General features: G+C 70.5%; 19 protein-coding genes. 12 read left to right on the plus strand and 7 right to left on the minus strand.

Annotation, left to right across the window (positions count from 1 at the left end):
• Nucleotides 1–104 precede the first annotated feature (104 nt).
• The 3 genes from ACZ4TR_RS40230 to ACZ4TR_RS40240 are packed head-to-tail and all read right to left on the minus strand — an operon-like array spanning nt 105 to nt 2,238.
• The gene (locus ACZ4TR_RS40230) at nt 105–884 is read right to left on the minus strand and encodes a purine-nucleoside phosphorylase (RefSeq protein WP_364518877.1); all 780 of its coding nucleotides are present in this window, start codon (nt 882–884) and stop codon (nt 105–107) included.
• Entirely contained in the window at nt 881–1,300 is a 420-nt protein-coding gene (locus tag ACZ4TR_RS40235) for an ABA4-like family protein (protein ID WP_465293404.1), read from the minus strand. Before ACZ4TR_RS40235 ends, ACZ4TR_RS40230 begins: the two co-directional genes overlap by 4 nt.
• Nucleotides 1,297–2,238 (minus strand): hypothetical protein, encoded by a 942-nt coding sequence (locus ACZ4TR_RS40240; RefSeq protein ID WP_465293405.1) that lies wholly within the window; start codon nt 2,236–2,238, stop codon nt 1,297–1,299. The genes ACZ4TR_RS40235 and ACZ4TR_RS40240 overlap by 4 nt, the downstream gene beginning before the upstream one ends.
• Before the next feature lie 113 nt (nt 2,239–2,351).
• Between ACZ4TR_RS40240 and ACZ4TR_RS40245 the strand changes: the two genes are divergently transcribed.
• A complete protein-coding gene (locus ACZ4TR_RS40245) occupies nt 2,352–2,984 on the plus strand; it encodes a MerR family transcriptional regulator (protein WP_465293659.1) in 633 nt (210 codons plus the stop codon).
• On the opposite strand, the gene ACZ4TR_RS40250 is transcribed toward ACZ4TR_RS40245, so the two are convergent.
• The gene (locus ACZ4TR_RS40250; protein WP_465293661.1) at nt 2,981–4,666 is read right to left on the minus strand and encodes a serine/threonine-protein kinase; all 1,686 of its coding nucleotides are present in this window, start codon (nt 4,664–4,666) and stop codon (nt 2,981–2,983) included. The two genes, ACZ4TR_RS40245 and ACZ4TR_RS40250, sit on opposite strands and share 4 nt — an antisense overlap.
• Before the next feature lie 171 nt (nt 4,667–4,837).
• Between ACZ4TR_RS40250 and ACZ4TR_RS40255 the strand changes: the two genes are divergently transcribed.
• From ACZ4TR_RS40255 to ACZ4TR_RS40280, 6 genes are all read left to right on the plus strand, one after another.
• Nucleotides 4,838–6,682, plus strand: a complete 1,845-nt coding sequence (locus tag ACZ4TR_RS40255; RefSeq protein ID WP_465293406.1) for a methylmalonyl-CoA mutase family protein — start codon at nt 4,838–4,840, stop codon at nt 6,680–6,682.
• The gene (gene scpA, locus ACZ4TR_RS40260) at nt 6,679–8,847 is read left to right on the plus strand and encodes a methylmalonyl-CoA mutase (protein ID WP_465293407.1); all 2,169 of its coding nucleotides are present in this window, start codon (nt 6,679–6,681) and stop codon (nt 8,845–8,847) included. Before ACZ4TR_RS40255 ends, scpA begins: the two co-directional genes overlap by 4 nt.
• Nucleotides 8,848–8,850: 3 nt before the next feature.
• Nucleotides 8,851–9,846 carry a methylmalonyl Co-A mutase-associated GTPase MeaB gene (gene meaB, locus ACZ4TR_RS40265; protein ID WP_465293408.1) on the plus strand — a complete coding sequence of 332 codons (996 nt, stop codon included), beginning with the start codon at nt 8,851–8,853 and terminating at the stop codon, nt 9,844–9,846.
• A 49-nt stretch (nt 9,847–9,895) separates the two neighbouring features.
• Nucleotides 9,896–10,198: a hypothetical protein gene (locus tag ACZ4TR_RS40270; RefSeq protein ID WP_364518864.1), complete on the plus strand. Its 303-nt coding sequence runs from the start codon at nt 9,896–9,898 to the stop codon at nt 10,196–10,198.
• 197 nt (nt 10,199–10,395) lie between these two features.
• On the plus strand, nt 10,396–11,697 hold the full coding sequence (locus tag ACZ4TR_RS40275; RefSeq protein WP_364518862.1) for an amidohydrolase: 1,302 nt from the start codon (nt 10,396–10,398) through the stop codon (nt 11,695–11,697).
• A 202-nt stretch (nt 11,698–11,899) separates the two neighbouring features.
• Nucleotides 11,900–12,742, plus strand: coding sequence for an endonuclease domain-containing protein (locus ACZ4TR_RS40280; protein ID WP_465293663.1), 843 nt, complete (start codon nt 11,900–11,902; stop codon nt 12,740–12,742).
• A 32-nt stretch (nt 12,743–12,774) separates the two neighbouring features.
• Here the strand turns inward: ACZ4TR_RS40280 and ACZ4TR_RS40285 are convergent, their stop codons facing one another.
• Nucleotides 12,775–13,227: a gamma-glutamylcyclotransferase family protein gene (locus tag ACZ4TR_RS40285; RefSeq protein ID WP_364518860.1), complete on the minus strand. Its 453-nt coding sequence runs from the start codon at nt 13,225–13,227 to the stop codon at nt 12,775–12,777.
• 128 nt (nt 13,228–13,355) lie between these two features.
• On the opposite strand from ACZ4TR_RS40285, the gene ACZ4TR_RS40290 reads away from it, so the two are divergent.
• The 5 genes from ACZ4TR_RS40290 (at nt 13,356) to ACZ4TR_RS40310 (ending at nt 17,710) form a co-directional block, all read left to right on the plus strand.
• Nucleotides 13,356–14,756 (plus strand): NAD(P)H-quinone dehydrogenase, encoded by a 1,401-nt coding sequence (locus ACZ4TR_RS40290; RefSeq protein WP_364518858.1) that lies wholly within the window; start codon nt 13,356–13,358, stop codon nt 14,754–14,756.
• A gap of 72 nt (nt 14,757–14,828) precedes the next feature.
• Entirely contained in the window at nt 14,829–15,302 is a 474-nt protein-coding gene (locus tag ACZ4TR_RS40295; RefSeq protein WP_465293409.1) for a hypothetical protein, read from the plus strand.
• Between the two features lie 219 nt (nt 15,303–15,521).
• Nucleotides 15,522–16,085 carry a hypothetical protein gene (locus ACZ4TR_RS40300; protein ID WP_465293410.1) on the plus strand — a complete coding sequence of 188 codons (564 nt, stop codon included), beginning with the start codon at nt 15,522–15,524 and terminating at the stop codon, nt 16,083–16,085.
• An 86-nt stretch (nt 16,086–16,171) separates the two neighbouring features.
• Nucleotides 16,172–16,816: a class F sortase gene (locus ACZ4TR_RS40305; protein WP_465293411.1), complete on the plus strand. Its 645-nt coding sequence runs from the start codon at nt 16,172–16,174 to the stop codon at nt 16,814–16,816.
• A 90-nt stretch (nt 16,817–16,906) separates the two neighbouring features.
• On the plus strand, nt 16,907–17,710 hold the full coding sequence (locus ACZ4TR_RS40310) for a VOC family protein (protein ID WP_465293412.1): 804 nt from the start codon (nt 16,907–16,909) through the stop codon (nt 17,708–17,710).
• A gap of 73 nt (nt 17,711–17,783) precedes the next feature.
• Here the strand turns inward: ACZ4TR_RS40310 and glpK are convergent, their stop codons facing one another.
• The gene (gene glpK / locus ACZ4TR_RS40315) at nt 17,784–19,298 is read right to left on the minus strand and encodes a glycerol kinase GlpK (protein WP_465293413.1); all 1,515 of its coding nucleotides are present in this window, start codon (nt 19,296–19,298) and stop codon (nt 17,784–17,786) included.
• 31 nt (nt 19,299–19,329) lie between these two features.
• On the minus strand, nt 19,330–20,079 hold the full coding sequence (locus tag ACZ4TR_RS40320) for an MIP/aquaporin family protein (protein WP_364518845.1): 750 nt from the start codon (nt 20,077–20,079) through the stop codon (nt 19,330–19,332).
• Between the last annotated feature and the right edge of the window lie 83 nt (nt 20,080–20,162).

Here is a 20,162-nt window from a genome sequence, read left to right on the forward strand (position 1 = left end):
GACCCTGTCTGAAAGCACCCCAGTGTGGCTTTCGGTGCGTCTGACGCACCGAAGGCCGCCTTGGGTGCGTCAGACGCAACCAAGGCCACATTGGGGCGCTCGGGTCAGGCGCGGGTGACCAGCTCGCGCAGCAGGGTGCCCATCTGCGTCGCGGCCGCGCGGCCCGCTTCCAGGACTTCCTGGTGGTTCAGCGGCTCGCCGGTCATCCCGGCGGCCAGGTTCGTCACCAGCGACAGGCCGAACACCTCGACGCCGGCCGCGCGGGCCGCGATGGCCTCGAGGACCGTCGACATGCCGACGAGGTCCGCGCCCAGCGTGCGCAGCATGTGGATTTCCGCCGGCGTCTCGAAGTGCGGCCCGGTCAGGCCCGCGTAGACGCCTTCCTCCAGCGACGGATCGATCTCCTGCGCGATCTTCCGCAGCCGCGCCGAGTACAGGTCGGTCAGGTCGACGAAGTTCGCGCCGACGATCGGTGAGCGCGCGGTCAGGTTCAGGTGGTCGGAGATCAGCACCGGCTGCCCCACCCGGAAACCCTGGCGCAGCCCGCCCGCCGCGTTCGTCAGCAGCACCGTCCGGACGCCGGCGGCCGCCGCGGTGCGCACGTTGTGCACCACCGGGTCGATGCCCTTGCCCTCGTAGAAGTGCGTCCGCCCGAGCAGCACCAGGACGTTCTTGTCCCCGACCTTCAGCGAGCGGATGGTGCCGCCGTGGCCCACCGCGCCGGGCGTGGTGAAGCCGGGCAGTTCGGCGAACGGGATCTCCGTCTCGCACTCCCCGATGACGTCCGCCGCCGGGCGCCAGCCCGATCCCAGGACCACCGCGATGTCGTGCGCGTCCACGCCGGTGCGCTTGGCGATGGCGGCCGCGGCCTCGTGTTCACTCATGCGAGGGAGCGTATCCGGACGCTCCGCACCACCAGGAACACCACCAGGCCGAACGGCGAAAGGAAGATCGTCAGCACCAGGATCGGGCTTACGAGCCACGGCGAGATCTCCCGGGCCCTCGCCTCGAAGTACATCCACCGCGCGATGAACAGGTCGAACGCGATGAGGTGCGCCCAGACGAGCCCGGCACCCCACGGCGTCGCCAGGATCGCCTGCAGGACGCCGAGGTCGGGCCGGAGCATCGCCTGTCCCCACTCGCCGAGGTGGGGCACGACGAGCGCGAAGTAGCTGACGAGCGGCAGCAGCGGCACCCACGGCGACGCCATGATCCGCGCCGTCCACCGCCACTTCGGCGCCAGGATCAGCAACGCCCAGAACGGCGCCGCGAGCGGGAACGCCAGGCCGAAGAGGGTCATCGGACACGCACCGCGGCCCACGAGCCCAGCCCGACGGCGGCCACCAGGACCGCGAACGCGCCCAGCGTCGTCGCGTCCGGGTGCACGATCGACTGCGCCCGCAGGGCCTGCCAGGTGACCAGCGCGGTCAGCCCCGCGTACCCGGCCGCGCCGACCAGGACGAGCCGCGTGCGGACGACGTCGTCGCGCAGCCGGGCGAAGCGCGGGGCCAGCGCCGTCAGCGCGATGGCGAGCAACGGCAGCAGCTGCAGCGCGTGCATCCCGACGAAGTGCGGGATCCGCAGGTCGCCGGCGACCGTGCTCCAGCCGAGGATCGGCAGGCCGGGGCCGCCGTCGGCGAGCCCGACGGTGTGCGCGCCGACCATGTCCGGGGTGCCGCCCGTCTTCCACTGCGCGAGCTGCTGCGCGGTCGGGTTCGTCATCAGGATGCCCAGCGAGAGCCCCGCCAGCGACAAGACGGCGCCGGCGCGCACGGCCCAGAAGCTCGCCCGGTCGTCGATCTTCGTGACCATCACCAGCACGGTCAGCACCAGCGTCGCGCCGAACAGGCCGATGATCATCTTGCCCATGACGCTGTAGATGGTGGCGTCCAGCGGGGTCGCGTTGTTGAAGTGGCTCGCCCGGCCGCGCGCGGCCTGGAACACGAGCAGCACGTACTCGAGGGCGAAGATCAGCACCAGGAAGTTCGTCAACCAGCCCGCCGTGCGCCGGAACCGTGGCAGCAGCGAGACGAGCCAGCTCCAGGTGGCGAAGTAGAGCGCGCCGGAGATGGCGAACTTGAGCGGCTTCGCCCAGATCGGGGCGCCGGCCAGGGTCCGCTGGTCGACGAGCAGCGCGGCGACGCACAGCACCGCGATCACCCCGAAGGTGGCGGCCGCCAGCGCGGACGGCCGGTGCCACCCGCGCGTTCTGCTCCGGACGTCGGCAAGGATGGTCATGGTTCCTCCCAGAACGGATAGTCATGCTCTCCGTTATGGGAAGTTAAACTATCCATACTGGGAAGTCGTCAGGGTTGTCCCGGAGGCCGACCCTGGGATCGGAGCGGATGCGCATGCGGATGGCCGAACTGAGCGCCGAATCGGGGGTGCCGGTCGCGACCGTCAAGTACTACCTGCGCGAAGGCCTGCTCCCGCCGGGCGAGCGCACCAGCCCCAACCAGGCGCGGTACTCGGCGGAGCACGTCCAGCGGCTCCGGCTGGTCAAGGCACTGACGGAGGTCGGCGGCCTGCCGCTGGCGTCGGTCGGCGCCGTCCTGCAGGCGATCGACGGCAACGCCACCCCGCACGAGACGATGGGCGTCGTCCAGGAAGAGCTGGCCGGCGACCCGCCGAAGGTGTCCGACGAAGCCGCCGAGTGGGCGACCGCGCTCCTGCAGGACCTCTCCCAACGCCACGGCTGGAAGTGGCACGGATCGGAGAACCGGGCGATCGGCAACCTGATCGCCGCACTCGCGACGGCGAAGGAGCTCGGACACGAGAAGCTCGCCGAGCGGCTGGACGAGTACTGCGTGCTGGCGCTGCGCGTGGCGAAGCTGGACGTCGAGGTCGTGACGGGGCTGACGTCGTTCGACAAGATCATCGAGGCCGGCCTGGTCGCCACGGTCCTGGGCGACCGGATCTTCACGGGCCTGCGCCACCTCGCGCAGGAGTCCGTGTCCTTCGAGGTGCTGAACCGGGCGCCTTAGTCCGAAACCTGCAGCGTGGGTGCCACGCGGTCGAAGACGTCCACCTGGCCCGCGGACTCCTGCTCGGCCGGCACGGTGACCGACAGGATCCACAGGCTCAAGCCGGCCTGGACCAGCTTCACAAACGTCACTCGGGTGCCCCCGCTGCCGTCACCCTTGACCGCCGCGCCGCCCTCGGCCAAGCGGTAGGTCACCGTGGCGCTCTTGCCGTCGGCCGACTTCGACGGCGCGAAGAGCTCGAGCTCGCTGCCCTGGTAGGACCCCCGCAGCCAGCCGAGGTAGTCCTCGTAGCTGTCGAACTGGTCGAAGTACTTCGCCAGCCGCTCCAGGCGCAGGGACCGGCGCCCGTCCGGCGAGACGTACTGGACGGCCAGGCTCAGCCCGAACTTGGTGTTGTGCGGGGCGACGAACCGCTGCCAGCCCTCCGGCACGTCGAGGCCGTACTGCCCGCCGTCGTTGTTCAGGGCGCTGCCGTTGCCGGTCTGGTGCACCAGCGTCGGCGGCGGCACCCGGGTGGGCCCGTTCGGTGTGCTCGCCGGTTCGGCCGCCGGGGGCAGCAGTGACTGCCCGCCGACCGTCCTGGCCAGCGCGAACCCGCCGCCCGCGGCCAGCAGGAAGAGCAGGATCGCCACGGCGACGAGCACGGCGCTCGCGCGGGCGGTGCGCCGGCCGGCCGGTCGCGGCGGCGGCGCGACGAACAGCGTCGCCGGTTCCGGCGAAGGCGCGGGTGCCGGCGCCGGGGCGGGCGGGCGCAGGAACGGCAGCGGGCCCGGGTCGGTGGCGAGCTCGCTGCTCGACCCCTCGGCCTTCTTCTCCGCCTTCTGGGGCAGGACGGTCTTGATCACCTGCGTGTCGGTCGCGTCCGGCTGCGCGGACGTCTTCTTGCCGTCCGGGGTGCGGAACAGCTCGGGTCCGAACAGGTCGAGCGGCGTCTTCGACTGCAGCGGGTAGAGCCGGTGGCGGACCTCGCGCAGGGTGATCCGGTCGCCGGGCTCCTTCTTCATCAGCGCGGAGATGACGTCGGCGAGCGGCCCGGCTTTCGGCTTGGGCACCTTGCCGTTGACGACCTTGCCGACGGTCTCCAGGGGATCGCCGTCGGCGTCGTACGGCGGCGCGCCCTCGACCGCCGCGAACAGCGTCGCGCCGAGACCCCAGAGGTCGGCGGCCGGGACGACCGCGCCGCCGGAGGCGACCTCCGGCGCGATGTAGGCGGGGGAGCCCAGCATGATCCCGGTGCGGGTCATGGTGGCTTCGGAGACGTTGCGCGCGATGCCGAAGTCGGTCAGCTTGATCCGGCCGTCGCTGGCGACCAGGACGTTGCCCGGCTTGACGTCGCGGTGGGTGATCCCGGCGGCGTGCGCGGCCTCGAGCGCGGACGCGACGGCGATGCCGACCGCGGCGGCCTGCCCGACGGTCAGGGGCCCGTGGTCGCGCAGGATGTGCGCCAGGCTGCGCGAGGGCAGCAGCTCCATCACCACGAACGGCTGGTCGTCCTCGCGGGCGACGTCGTGCAGGATGATCACGTTCGGGTGGGAGAGGACGGCGATCGCGCGGGCCTCGCGCAGCGTCCGCTCCCGCAGCTCGTCGGCCTGCGAAGAGGGGATGCCCGGCGGCACCTTCATCTCCTTGACGGCCACCTGCCGATGCAGGAACTCGTCGTAGGCCGACCAGACGGTGCCCATCGACCCCGAACCCAGCACCGAGCGCAGCCGGTAGCGACCGGCGACCAGTCGTGTCTCTTCGCTGGAGGGGGGCACCCCCTGATTGTGTCGTACCCGGCTCACCCTTGGCTGCCTAGGGGCGCGACTAGAGTCACAGGTCGGACGCGGCCGGTGCCTCTACCATCACTGGGTATGACTGAAGTGGCCGGTCCGGAGTCAGCGCCGATCTCCGACCTCGATCTCGCGGCCGAGTTCCCGCAGGCGACGCGCGAGCAGTGGCAGGAGCTCGTGGCCGGGGTCCTGCGCAAGAGCGGCAAGCTGCCCGGAGACCCCACGGGCTTCTCGGGCGCCCCCGAGAGCAAGCTCGTCACGCGGACCTACGACGGGATCGAGATCCAGCCGCTGTACACGGCCGAAGACGTACCCGGCGAAACCGGGTTCCCGGGACTGCCGCCGTTCGTGCGCGGGTCCCGCCCGGACGGCCGGATCAGCACGGGCTGGGACGTCCGGGCCCGGTTCACCGGTGACGACGCCCGCGAGGTCAACCGCGCGATCCTCGCCGACCTCGAAGGCGGCGTGACGTCGATCTGGCTGTCCGTCCCGCCCGCGTCGATCGCCGACGCGCTCAACGAGGTCTACCTCGACCTGGCGCCGGTCGTGCTGGACGCGGGTGCTTCGTACGAAGAGGCTGCTTCGGAGCTGCTGGCGCTGTTCGACGAACGCGAGATCCCGGCGAGCGAAGCCACCGCGGTGCTCGGTGCCGACCCGATCGGGCTCGCGGCGCGCACCGGCTCGGCCGCCGTGCTCGAACCGGCCGCCGCGCTCGCCGCGCGTGTCGCCGGGAAGTACCCGAAGGTGCGCACGATCGTCGCCGACGGCCTGCCGTTCCACGAAGCGGGCGGGTCGGACGCGCAGGAGCTGGGCGCGCTCGTCGCCGCCGGCGTCACCTACCTGCGTTCGCTGACGGACGCGGGCCTCGACGCCGAAACCGCGGCCGGCCAGCTGGAGTTCCGGATCGCCGCGACCGCCGACCAGTTCTCCACCATCGCGAAGCTGCGCGCGGCCCGCCGCCTGTGGGCCCGCGTCGCCGAGGTGTGCGGCTTCTCTTCGCCGATGCGCCAGCACGTCGTGACGTCGCCGTCGATGCTGACCAGGCGCGATCCCTGGGTGAACATGCTGCGCACGACGGTCGCCTGCTTCGGCGCGGGTGTCGGCGGCGCGGACGCGGTCACGGTGCTGCCGTTCGACGCCGCGATCGGCCGCCCTGACAGTTTCTCCGCGCGGATCGCCCGCAACACCCACGCCGTGCTGCTGGAGGAGTCCAAGCTGGCCGGCGTGGCCGATCCGGCGGGCGGCTCCTGGTACGTCGAGAAGCTCACCGACGACCTCGCGCACGTCGCCTGGGCCGAGTTCACCGCCATCGAGGGCGCGGGCGGCCTGGTCGCCGAGCTGTCGTCCGGCGCGCTGGCCGGGCGGCTCGCCGAGACGTGGGAGAAGCGCGCGAAGCGGATCGCCACCCGGCGCGACCCGCTCACCGGTGTCAGCGAGTTCCCGAACCTGGCCGAGAAGCCGGTGGTCAGGGCGCCTGTGGAGTCCACTGTGGAAGGTGGGCTGCCGCGGCACCGGTACGCCGAAGGCTTCGAGGCCCTGCGCGACGCGTCCGACGCCTACCTGGCCGAGCACGGTGAGCGGCCGAAGATCTTTCTGGCCACGCTCGGCCCGGCCGCCGCGCACACCGCGCGGGCCGGCTTCGCCGCCAACCTCTTCCAGGCGGGCGGGATCGAGGCCGTCAACCCGGGCGCGACCGACGACCTGCCCGGTGCGTTCCGCGCGTCCGGCGCCAGGATCGCCTGCCTCTGCGGCACCGACGACGCCTACGCGGCGCAGGCCGCCGAGGTGGCGGCCGCACTGGGAGCCGACCACGTCCTCCTGGCCGGGAAGGGCGAGTTCGACGGCGTCGACGGCACCATCTTCGCCGGGTGCGACGCACTCGAAGTCCTGACCGGTCTGCACGCCAAGCTGGGAGTTTCGCGATGACCATCCCGAACTTCGCCGACGTCGGCCTCGGTTCGCCCGAGCCGGCCGACCGCGACGCCTGGGTCAAGGCCGTGCAGGAAGCCACCGGCAAGGGCCCGGACGCGCTGGCCTGGGAGACGCCCGAGGGCATCGGCGTCAAGCCGGTCTACACCGCCGCCGACTTGTCCGATGTGGACTTCCTGGGCACGTACCCCGGCATCGCGCCCTTCCTGCGCGGGCCCTACCCGACGATGTACGTCAACCAGCCGTGGACCATCCGCCAGTACGCCGGGTTCTCCACCGCCGAGGAGTCCAACGCCTTCTACCGGCGCAACCTCGCCGCCGGCCAGAAAGGCCTCTCGGTCGCCTTCGACCTGGCCACCCACCGCGGCTACGACTCCGACCACCCGCGCGTCTCCGGCGACGTCGGCATGGCGGGCGTCGCCATCGACTCCATCTACGACATGCGGCAGCTCTTCGACGGGATTCCCCTCGACAAGATGTCGGTGTCGATGACGATGAACGGCGCGGTGCTGCCGGTGCTCGCCCTGTACGTCGTCGCGGCCGAGGAGCAGGGGGTGAAGCCGGAGCAGCTCGCGGGGACCATCCAGAACGACATCCTCAAGGAGTTCATGGTCCGCAACACCTACATCTACCCGCCGCAGCCGTCGATGCGGATCATCTCCGACATCTTTTCCTACACTTCGCAGCACATGCCGAAGTACAACTCGATCTCCATCTCCGGCTACCACATGCAGGAAGCCGGGGCGACCGCCGACCTCGAGCTGGCCTACACCCTCGCCGACGGCGTCGAGTACATCCGCTCCGGCGTCGACGCCGGGCTGAGCGTCGACAAGTTCGCGCCGCGGCTGTCGTTCTTCTGGGCGATCGGCATGAACTTCTTCATGGAGGTCGCGAAGCTGCGCGCGGCGCGTCTCCTGTGGGCGAAGCTGGTCAAGGGCTTCGACCCCAAGTCACCGAAGTCGCTTTCGCTGCGGACGCACTCCCAGACGTCCGGCTGGTCGCTGACCGCGCAGGACGTCTACAACAACGTCGTCCGCACCTGTGTCGAGGCGATGGCCGCGACCCAGGGCCACACGCAGTCGCTGCACACCAACGCCCTCGACGAGGCCCTCGCGCTGCCGACCGACTTCTCCGCGCGGATCGCGCGCAACACCCAGCTGCTGCTGCAGCAGGAGTCCGGGACGACGCGCGTGATCGACCCGTGGGGCGGCAGCGCCTTCGTCGAGAAGCTGACCTACGACCTCGCGCGCAAGGCCTGGGGCCACATCAGCGAGGTCGAGCAGGCCGGCGGCATGGCCAAGGCGATCGACGCGGGCATCCCGAAGCTGCGCATCGAGGAGGCCGCGGCCCGCACCCAGGCCCGGATCGACTCGGGCCGGCAGCCCGTGATCGGCGTCAACAAGTACCAGGTCACGAGCGACGAAGACATCGAAGTGCTCAAAGTGGACAACGCCGGTGTCCGGACGCAGCAGCTCGAGAAGCTGCGACGCCTCCGCGAAGAGCGTGACTCCGCCGCCACTGAGGACGCGTTGCGACGGCTCACCGAAGGCGCCGGGAACGGCGGCAACCTCCTGGAGCTGGCCATCGGCGCGGCGCGCGCGAAGGCCACCGTCGGCGAGATCTCCGACGCTCTGGAGAAGCTCTGGGGCCGGCATTCCGGGCAGATCCGGACGATTTCGGGCGTCTACCGCGAAGAGGTGGGTAAGTCGCAGAACGTCGAGAAGGCTCGCCAGCTGGTCGAAGAGTTCGCCGCGGAGGAAGGGCGCCGGCCCCGGATCCTCGTCGCGAAGATGGGCCAGGACGGCCACGACCGCGGGCAGAAGGTGATCGCCACCGGCTTCGCCGACATCGGCTTCGACGTCGACGTGGGCCCGCTGTTCTCCACCCCGGCCGAGGTGGCGCGGCAGGCGATCGAGGCGGACGTGCACGTCGTCGGCGTCTCGTCGCTGGCCGCCGGGCACCTCTCGCTGGTGCCGGCGCTGCGCCACGAACTCGCCGAGCTGGGCCGCGAGGACATCATGGTCGTGGTCGGCGGCGTCATCCCGCCGCAGGACTACCCGGCGCTGCGCGAGGCCGGGGCGGCGGCGATCTTCGGGCCGGGCACGGTGCTCGCGGACGCGGCCATCGACCTGCTCGGCCAGCTGACGGCGCAGGAGTCCTGACCCTTGCCGCGCAAGGTCGACGTCACCGCCTACGCCAAGGGCGTCCTGGCGGGGGACCGCGGGACGCTGTCGAAGGCGATCACGCTGGTCGAGTCGCAGCGGGAGGACCACCGGGCCCAGGCGCAGGAGCTGCTGGTCGAGCTGCTGCCTTCGGCCGGTGGCGCGCGGCGGATCGGCATCACGGGCGTGCCCGGTGTCGGCAAGTCGACATTCATCGACCAGCTGGGCACCGACCTGACTTCGGCCGGGCACCGTGTCGCCGTGCTGGCGGTCGACCCGTCGTCGACGCGCACCGGGGGGTCGATCCTCGGCGACAAGACCCGGATGGCGCGCCTGGCGGTCGACGAACGGGCGTTCATCCGGCCGTCGCCGACGTCCGGGACGCTGGGCGGCGTCGCCCGGGCGACCCGCGAGACGATCGTGCTGATGGAAGCCGCCGGCTACGACACCGTCCTGGTCGAGACCGTCGGGGTCGGACAGTCCGAAGTGACCGTCGCGAACATGGTCGACTGCTTCCTGTTCTTGACGCTCGCCCGCACGGGCGACCAGCTGCAGGGCATCAAGAAGGGCGTGCTGGAGCTCGCCGACGTCATCGCCGTCAACAAGGCCGACGGCGACCACGAACGGGACGCTCGCCGCGCGGCCCGGGAGCTCTCGGGCGCGTTGCGGATGATCTACGGGCCCGAGGCGTCGTGGACGCCGCCGGTGCTCACCTGCAGCGGCCTGCACAACCTGCGCCTGGACGAGGTCTGGGGCGCGATCGAGAAGCACCGCGAGACGCTCACGGCGTCCGGCGAGCTCGACGAGCGGCGCCGGCGGCAGCAGGTCGACTGGACGTGGGCGATGGTGCGCGAACAGTTGCTGAGTCGCCTGGCGGCACATCCGGACGTGCGAACGGTCGTTCCCGACGTCGAACGGGCGGTGCGCGACGGTGAGCTGACGGCTACCCTCGGTGCTCAGCGGATCCTCGACGCGTTCGGTCCACCGCGCGGTGGCTGACGCACCGGCGTTCCGCGGGCAGAATGCCTGGTGGCGGCGAAGGGATGACATGGCGAAACTGCGGGGTCTGGTCCTGGCCGGGGTGCTGGGCGCGGTGCTGTTCAGCGCGTCGCCGGCGTCCGCCGAACCGGTGCGTCAGGCGGCCGTCACGGTGACGGTGGCGCACGCGGCCGTCGCGCCGGCCCCGGCGCAGACCCAGCCGCCCGGCCCGGTCCTCGACCCGGCCCAGACGGACAAGGCGAACACCGAAAAGACCAAGAACAAGCTGATCGCCGGCGTGGTCGCGGTGGCGCTGCTCGCCATCGTGATCTGGGGCAGGCGGGTCCGTTCGAAGAAGGCCAAGAGCTCGTGACGCGTTCGGCTTTGCCGAACTACTGCACGCCGTTCAACGCAGATCCGGTACCGGCCATCTAGGACGGCCGTTTCCGAGGCGCGCGTTGCCGCCTGCATGGTGCACGATCGTCTGCAAATGCGTACGACAGATCGATCGGCACGTTGCGTGACCCCAGCCGCTGCCCGGGTTACCCGTGTTGCGGGAGGAGGTGTGGCGTGACGGTGCTCGACTCACGACCGGACGTTCCAGGCGACCCCCACGGGCGCATCATCAACCCCATGGAGGGGTCCGAAGCGCTCATTTCCGAAGCCGGCGTAAGCATGGCTCCCGTGGAGGACCTTGGTGCGGGCCGCGGCCCGTTCTGGCTGGACGACTGGCTGCGCGCCAACGCGACCGACGTGCTCGCGTGGCGCCGGCACATCCACGCGCACCCGGAGCTGTCGCGGCACGAGTTCGCGACCACGGAGCTGGTCGTCACGCTGCTGCGCTCCGTCGGGCTCAAGCCGTGGGTGCTGCCCGGCGGCACCGGCGTCGTCTGCGACATCGGCAGCGGCGAGCGGTGCGTGGCGCTGCGGGCGGACATGGACGCCCTGCCGCTCACCGAGGCGACCGGGCTGCCCTACGCGTCGACCGTCGAGGGCGCGGCCCACATGTGCGGCCACGACGCGCACACGGCGATCCTGCTCGGCGCGGCCCGCGCCCTGGCCGGCGCGCCGGAGCTCCCGGGGCGCGTGCGGCTGATCTTCCAGCCCGCCGAGGAGGTCATGCCCGGCGGCGCGCTGGACATGATCGCGGCGGGCGCGCTGGACGGCGTCGAGCGGATCTACGGCCTGCACGTCGACCCGCGTCTCGAGGTGGGCAAGGTCGGGATGCGCGTCGGCGCGCTGACGTCGGCGGCGGACCTGATCGAGCTGCGGCTGACGTCGCCGGGCGGTCACACGTCCCGCCCGCACCTGACCGCCGACCTGGTCCACGCGCTGGGCACGGTCATCACGTCCCTGCCCGCGGTGCTCTCGCGCCGGGTCGACCCGCGCTCCGGCACGGTGCTGGTGTGGGGCGCGGTCCACGCGGGCCAGGCGGCCAACGCGGTCCCGCAGGACGGCGTCCTGCGCGGCACGCTGCGCACGGCCGACCACGAGGTCTGGACGTCGCTGGAGCCGCTGGTGGCGTCGTCGGTGGAGTCACTGCTGGCGCCGACGGGGGTGGGCTTCTCGCTGGACTACCGCCGCGGCGTCCCGCCGGTGGTGTCCGACGCGGACTCGACGGCCCTGATGCGCGCCGGCGTCGAAGCGGCCCTGGGCGAAGGCGCGGTGGCCTCGACGGAGCAGTCCTCGGGCGGCGAGGACTTCGGCTGGTACCTGGAGCACATCCAGGGAGCTTTCGCCCGTCTGGGCGTTTGGTCCGGTTCGCCGGAACCCCAGTCCGACATCCACCGCCCCACGTTCATCCTGGACGAACGAGCCCTGCTCTGCGGAGTCCGAACCCTGGTCCACACAGCCCTAACCACCCTCGCGTGAGATGCCCCTCCAATCACGCGTGATGCCCCTGCAGACACGCGTGATGCCTCTTTCCGCACAGAGTTATCCACAGGTTTAGCGAGTTGTCCACAGGTCACGGAATCGGCTCTTCCCTTCGTCGAGGGAAGGGCCGATTCTCGATTACGTGATCGATTGGGGAGGACGACATGGAGCGGTTTCACGGGCCGAGGCTGATCGGATCTTGGGTCGTCGGGCGGTGCTGGAGGGTCTGGCGACGGGGGTGCTCGCGCAGCCCTGGCGTGGGGTGCTCATCCATGCCGCCGATTCGTTGAACCTGCCGACGCTGGCCCAGGCGGCGTTGATCCACGTCGGCCAACCCGCCGCGTTGTCCGGCGCGACTTCCCTTGCGCTGCACGGGATCTCGGCGGTCGCAGGTACCGTGATCCACCTGTCCGTACCCCCTGCGAAGCGGGCCCGCTCGAAGCATGGACTGGTCGTGCACCGGGCCGAATACCAGCCGTCGGATGTGATCGAACTCGAGGGGCTTCCGGCCTTCTCCCTCGATCTCGCCCTCGCTGACTACCTCTGCGATGGTGACGAGCGGACTGCCTTCGCGGCGGTCGATCAGGCCATGGCCGGGCTCCCGCCGGACCACTGCCGGACCCTGCGGAAGAACGTCCGAGACCGCCTTCTCGACCGCCGGGACCGGCGAGGTATCCACAGGGCGCAGATGCTGCTGGCGTTGGCCACCGGAAAGGCCGAATCGCCCCCGGAGAGCATTCTTAGGCTGATCGTGGTCGAGGCCGGGTTCCCGGTTCCGGAGGTGCAGTTCGAGATCACCACGGCCGACGGTCGCCGGCTGTACGTACTCGACATCGCCTGGCCCGAGTTGCGGATCGCGCTCGAGTACGACGGGTTCGCCGCGCACGAGGAGCGGCATGAGCGTGACGCCGAGCGGGATGCACGGATGGCGGGCCGAGGGTGGACCACCATTCGCGCGACGGCGGTCGACCTGCGGGATCCGAGCCGCGTCCTCGCCGAGTTGCGGAACGTCTTCAAGTTACGTTCGAGGCATCTCGCGTGATCAGGAGGGCATCACGCGTGATTGGAGGGGCATCAGCCGGTGATGCCGGAGCAGGGGCGGGTACGCAAGTCGTCGACGTAGTCGGCGGGGGCTCCGGCGGCCTCGGCGGCGTCGGCCAGCACGCCCAGGTAACGCGCCGAAGGCAGGCCGCCCTCGTAGGCGTCCAGGACGTAGAGCCAGGCCAGCACCGAGCCGTCCATCGTCTGGACCCGTAACCGGATCTTCGAGTGGATCCCCAGCTCGCCGCCTTCCCAGCGGTCCAGGCCCGCCTCGTCCAGCGACGTCACGTCGTACAACACGACGAAGACCCGGGAACCCGGGTCCTCGACGATCGTCGCCAGGGCACCTTCCCAGCCGAGGTCCTCGCCGCCGAAGGTCAGGCGCCACCCCTCCAGCCAGCCGGTGCCGGCCATCGGAGAGTGCGGCGCGCGCTCCAGCATCTGGGCGGGCTCCATGTTCGATCCGTACGCGGCATACAACGGCACGCCGACAGCGTAGCGACACCTCGCTGACCCGAGTGGACGTACTCGCCGTGTTCGCCCACTTCAGTGTCCGGTCACCTTCGCCGCGTACGGTGAGAGCACCGCACGCACGCACTCGGAGGAGGACCCAGGTGACCAGGATCGTGATCATGGGCGGGGGCCCGGCCGGCTACGAAGCCGCGCTGGTCGCAGCCCAGCACGGGGCCGACGTCACGATCGTCGAACGGGACGGCCTGGGTGGCGCGTGCGTCCTCTACGACTGCGTTCCGTCGAAGACGTTCATCGCGAGCTCGGGCGCGCTGGCGAAGATGCATGACCTCGGCGAGCTCGGCATCAACACCGACATGGCCGACACGAGCATCGACCTCCCGACCGTCCACGGCCGGGTGAAGGGCCTCGCGCTCGCCCAGTCGGCCGACATCCGCGCCCGCGTCCAGCGCGAAGGCGTCCGCGTCGTCGTCGGCGAAGCCCGCTTCTGCGACGAAGAGCCCGGCCTCGCGACCCACAAGGTCGCCGTGACGACGCAGGAGGGCACCGAGAAGCTGCCCGCCGACGTCGTCCTGATCGCCACCGGCGCCACCCCGCGCGTCCTGCCCGGCGCCGTGCCCGACGGCGAGCGCATCCTCGACTGGCGCCAGCTCTACGAGCTCGAGGAGCTGCCCGAGCACCTCGCCGTGATCGGCTCGGGCGTCACCGGCGCCGAGTTCGCGTCCGCCTACACCGAGATGGGCGTCAAGGTCACCGTCGTCTCCAGCCGCGACCGTGTCCTCCCGCACGAGGACGCCGACGCCGCCGCGGTGCTCGAAGAGGTCTTCTCGCAGCGCGGCACGACCGTCGCGAAGCAGGCGCGCGCCGACCGGGTCGAGCGCACCGAAAAGGGCGTCGAGATCTTCCTCGCCGACGGCCGCGTGATCGAAGCCAGCCACGCGCTGATGACCGTCGGATCGGTCCCCAACACCAAGGACATCGGCCTCGACAAGGTCGGCATCTCGCCCGGCCCCGGCGGGTTCATCACCGTCGACCGCGTTTCGCGCACCTCCGTTCCGGGGATCTACGCCGCCGGCGACTGCACCGGCGTGCTCATGCTCGCCTCGGTGGCGAGCATGCAGGGCCGCATCGCGATGTGGCACGCGCTGGGCGAGGGCGTCGCGCCGATCAAGCTCAAGACCGTCGCCGCCAACGTGTTCACCCACCCGGAGATCGCCACCGTCGGCATCAGCCAGCAGGCGATCGACTCCGGCGAGGTGCCCGCGCGCACCATCATGCTGCCCCTGGCCACCAACGCGCGCGCGAAGATGGAGGGCCTCCGCCGAGGCTTCGTGAAGCTGTTCTGCCGCCCCGCCACCGGCGTGGTCGTCGGTGGAGTCGTCGTGGCGCCGCAGGCGAGCGAGCTCATCCTTCCCATCGCGCTCGCCGTCCAGAACCAGCTCACAGTGGACCACCTGGCACTGACATTTTCGGTGTACCCGTCGCTGTCGGGCTCGATCACCGAGGCCGGGCGCCAGCTCATGCGCCACGACGATCTCGACTGATCCGTTACGCAACCCCTTCGCACCCGTCGCGTCTTGTCGGTTGTACGGCTGAAGGACGCGAAGGGTGCGAAGGTGCGCAAGACGGTGGTTTTCGTTGTGGCAGCGGTGATCGGGGCGACGACGCTGGCTGGGCCGGCGCAAGCGCAGCAGCAGAGTCCCAGTCCCAGTCCCAGTCCGACGCCGAGCGCCGCGCCGGCGAAGGGCAGCGTCCAGCTCAACGTCAACACCGCGATCAACCAGTCGCTCGTGGACAAGTACGTCCGTGACGCGCCGAACGTCGCGCTGGCCAAGTGCGAAGGTGCTTCGCCGAAGTTCTCTTCGCCGGCGCTGACCTTCTCCAACTACACCCCGGGCCCGTTCATGGGCGCCGACGCGAACATCAGCGCCGACGCCGCGCTCAACCCGGGCACCCCGGCCGGAACGTACCCGCTGACCGTGACCTGCGGCGACCAGACCTACCGCACCCAGTTCTCGGTGCCCGCGCCGCAGGTTTCGAAGGTGCCTTCCGGTGCCGCGAAAGCGGGCGACGGCAGCATGGCCGGCTGAATCCGCAAAACACGAACCACCTCGGAGCCGCGCTCCGGGGTGGTTTTTCATGGGTTCCCGACGCGCGATTTCGCGGCGTATTCGTGACATACGAGCGCAACCTTCCGCAGGTGGATACGTCTTTAAGTGCACAAGCAAGCGGATGAAGCCGAAGCAGGGGGAACTGTGACCGGTGTCCACATCCTTGCTTTGTTCGCGCATTACACCGGGGAGAAAAGAATGAAGAACGCAGCTGTCGTCGCGGGTATCGCCGCGGCCTTCCTCGTCCTCGCGCCCGGCGCGGCGCTCGCGAGCACCTCGCCGACCGCGAGCCCCACTCCGGGCACCACCGCCAAGCCGGCCGCGCCCAAGCTCACCGTCACCCCGGGCCACGGAGTGCCCGGCGCGGAGGTGCGGATCACCGTCGGCTGCGAGGGCGAGGCTTACGTCACCTCCAGGGCGGTCGACGCCTTCGCGGACGCCGATCCGAAGGGCTCGGTGCGGGCCTACACGGGGGTCGTGCGCGACGTCCGCGCCGGTGAGTACCCGGTCAACCTGCGCTGCCACCCGCGGGACGGCCGTCCCGACACCTTTGTCGACGTGCCGTTCGTCGTGGACCGGGTGGCCACGAAGACGCCAGGTGCCAAGCAGGTCACCAAGGTGCCGGCGGGCGCGCCGCAGACCGGCGGCACCGACGGTCCGGCCGACGACTCCGGCGCACCGCTCGCGGCCGCGGCGGCCATGGGCGTCCTCGCGCTCGGCGGCAGCGGCCTGGTGCTGGCCCGGCGGGCTCGGCGCCGCTGATCTCCCGAGGGGGAGCGGGGGTAGCGTCTGGGCGGCCCAGCCGATCGGGCCGCCCAGACGTGTAAACCCGTGCGAAGGGGGAGCACATGACTACGAAGATCACGAGCAGGCGGGGCTACCTGATCGCGCTCGTCGTGGCGCTTCTGGCCGCGTTGGTGGTGCTGGCGCTGACGCTCGGCGGAGGGGCCGAGCCGCCGGCCGCGCAACCGCCGCCCGCACAGCCCGTCGCGGTGAACCCAGCCGGTGAGCAGCCCGCCGACGCCGTTGCCGCACTGCCGAAGTCCGATCCGGTTTCGATCGACATCCCGAAGATCGGCGCGCATTCGTCGCTGGTCCCGCTGGGTGTCAACGCGGACAACACGATCCAGGTGCCGCCGGTGACCACGCCGCTGCAGGCGGGTTGGTACACCTACGCGCCGACGCCGGGCGAGGTCGGCCCGGCCGTCGTCCTCGGGCACGTCGACGGCAACCACCAGAAGGGCATCTTCTACCGGCTCAAGGAGCTGGCCGCCGGCGACCGCGTCTCGATCGCGCGCGCGGACGGGACGACGGCGCTCTTCGAAGTGACCAAGGTGCACCAGGTGCCGAAGCAGGAGTTCGAAAAGGAAGGCGTGTACGACGACACGGCCGGCCCCGAGCTGCGGCTGATCACCTGCGGCGGCGTCTTCGACCGGAGCGCGCACAACTACGTCGACAACATCGTCGTGTATGCCCAGCTCGTGGGGCGCTGAGAGTCCTTCGGCCCCGGTTTTGTCGGTGGTGGGTGCCAGACTGTGTCGGCCGTCACCCGAGACGGCGTAGGCGAGGGGTTGGGAGTCGACATGTTGTTCCGGGATGAGCGGTGGCCGGACGGCACGCCCAGCTGGGTGGACCTGATGGTGCCCGACCAGGCGAAGGCGGTGGCCTTCTACGGCGGCCTGTTCGGCTGGGACGTGCAGGCGGGCGGTGAAGAAACCGGCTTCTACGGCATGGCCGAGCTGGGCGGCCGTCCGGTCGCCGGGATCGGCCAGACACCGCCGGGGCAGGACATGCCTCCGGTGTGGACGACCTACCTGTCGGTGTCCGACGTGGACAAGACGGCCGCGTCGATCACCGAGGCCGGCGGGCAGATCGTCGTGCCGGTGAGGGAAGTGCTGAAGGAAGGCCGGATGGCCGTGGCGGCCGACCCGGCGGGCGCGGTGTTCGGGCTGTGGGAGCCGGGCAACCACCTGGGCACTCAGGTCACGGCGGCACCGGGCACGCTCGCGTGGAACGAATGCATGAGCCGCGACTACCCGGCGGCGAAGGCGTTCTACGAGCAGGTGTTCGGCTACGGGTTCCAGGACCTGTCGAACGACGACTTCACGTACGCGGTGCTGCTGCTCGACGGCCGCCCGGTCGGCGGGCTCGGCGCCCTGCCCGATTCGGTGCCGGCCGAGGTGCCGTCGAACTGGTCGACGTACTTCTCGGTGGCGAACGCGGACGAGAGCGCGGCGAAGGTCGCGGAGCTGGGCGGCCGGGCACTGGACCAGCCGTTCGACTCACCGTACGGGCGGCAGGTGCGGGTGGTGGACGACCAGGGGGCGCCGTTCCTGGTCATCGCGCCGAACGAGCAGTCCGGGAAACCGGAGGGCTGGGAGGACTGAGGGGCGAAGCGCGGCAGGGGGAGGGCGACCGCGGGCCGGAGGCGCCGGAACGACGCCTCCGACCCAGGGCCGGTCAGTCCTCGTCCGTGACCCAGTCGAAGGTCTTCGTCACGGCCTTCTTCCAGTTGCGGTACTCGGATTCGCGGCGGGAGTCGTCCATCGACGGGTCCCACTGCTTGTCCTGCGCCCAGTTGTTCCGGATGTCGTCCTCGGACTCCCAGAACCCGACCGCCAGGCCGGCGGCGTACGCGGCACCCAGCGCCGTCGTCTCGTTCACCACCGGGCGGATCACCGGCACGCCGAGGATGTCGGCCTGGAACTGCATCAGCAGCTCGTTGACGACCATGCCGCCGTCCACCTTGAGCGACTTCAACGGGACACCCGAGTCGGCGTTCATCGCGTCGATGACCTCGCGGGACTGGAAGGCCGTCGCTTCCAGGACCGCGCGGGCGAGGTGGCCCTTGTTCACGAACCGGGTGAGCCCGACGATCGCGCCGCGGGCGTCGGACCGCCAGTAAGGAGCGAACAGGCCCGAGAACGCCGGGACGAAGTACGCGCCGCCGTTGTCCTCGACGCTGCGCGCGTGCTCCTCGATCTCGGCCGCCGTCGCGATCATGCCGAGGTTGTCGCGCAGCCACTGCACCAGCGAACCGGTCACCGCGATGGAGCCTTCCAGCGCGTAGATCGTGTCGTTCGAGCCGATCTTGTAGCAGACCGTGGTGAGCAGCCCGTTCTGCGACATCACCTTTTCGGTGCCGGTGTTGAGCAGCATGAAGTTGCCGGTGCCGTAGGTGTTCTTGGCCTCGCCGGGCGAAAGGCAGGCCTGGCCGAACGTCGCGGCCTGCTGGTCGCCCAGGATGCCCGCGATCGGCACGCCGGCCAGCGCGCCCTTCTCGCGGACCTTGCCGTACTCCTCGGACGAGGAGCGGATCTCCGGCAGCATCGAAAGGGGGATGCCCATCTCACCGGCGATTTCGGCGTCCCACTGCAGGGTGTCGAGGTCCATCAGCATGGTGCGCGACGCGTTGGTCGGGTCGGTGACGTGCACGCCGCCGTCGGCCCCGCCGGTCATGTTCCACAGCACCCAGGTGTCCATGTTGCCGAAGATCAGGTCACCGGCTTCGGCCTTCTCCCGCGCGCCTTCGACGTTGTCGAGGATCCACTTGACCTTCGGCCCCGAGAAGTACGTCGCGAGCGGGAGGCCGACCTTTTCGCGGTAGCGCTCCTGGCCGCCGCCGAGGTTGCCGAGCTCGGTGACGATCCGGTCGGTGCGGGTGTCCTGCCAGACGATCGCGTTGTAGACCGGCTTGCCGGTCTTCTTGTCCCAGACGAGCGCGGTCTCGCGCTGGTTGGTGATGCCGACGGCGGCGACGTCCTTCGCGGTCAGGTCGGCCTTGGCCAGCGCACCCGCGGCGACCCGGCGCGTGTTCTCCCAGATCTCTTCGGCGTTGTGCTCGACCCACCCGGCCTTCGGGAAGATCTGCTCGTGCTCGCGCTGGTCGACCGAGACGACGCGGCCTTCGTGGTTGAAGATCATGCACCGGGTCGACGTGGTGCCCTGGTCGATCGCGGCTACGTACGAAGTCATGTGTGCTCCAGGAATTCGGGAGGTTCGGCGATCAGGTCAGGTTGTGCACGAGGAGGTACAGGAGCGCGGCGATCGCGCCACCGGCCAGCGGGCCGACGACCGGGATCCACGAGTAGCCCCAGTTGGCGTTCCCCTTGTTGCGGATCGGCATCAGGAACGCGTACGCGATCCGGGGGCCGAGGTCACGCGCCGGGTTGATGGCGTACCCCGTGGGGCCACCGAGGGAAGTACCGATCACGAGGACGACGAACGAGACGCCCGCGTAGCCCAGCGCGGAGTTGCCGAAGTTCGGGGTGCCGCCGTCGCCGACGGTGACCACCGGGCTGAGCAGGATCCAGGCCACCAGGACGAAGGTGCCGATGACCTCGGTGACGAGGTTCCACACGGTGTTCGGGATCTGCGGTGCGGTGGAGAAGATGCCGAGGGTGTTCTCGGGCTCGGGGTGGTCGTCGAACTGCAGCTTGTAGGTCGCCCAGCACAGCATGGCGCCGATGATCGCGCCGGCCATCTGACCGATGAAGTAGAACGGCACGTCGGCCCACGGGGTCTTGTCGGCGATGGCGAGCCCGAGGGTCACCGCCGGGTTGAGGTGCGCGCCGCTGGGTGCGGCGATGCTGGCGCCGGTGAAGACGGCGAACGCCCACCCGAAGTTGATGAACAGGATTCCGCCGTTGTTGCCGTTGGTCTTGCGGAGCACGTGGTTCGCGACCACACCGTTGCCGAGCAGGATCAGGGCGGCCGTTCCCAGTAGTTCCCAGACGATTATTGCCCCAGCACTCACCGCTGCACCTCCACACTGGACACTCTGCGCAGGGTCGATCACGGCGTGCCACGGCGCCGTTGCCGACCCACGTCCGGGCGACG

Source organism: Amycolatopsis sp. NPDC028719 (genome assembly GCF_055565395.1).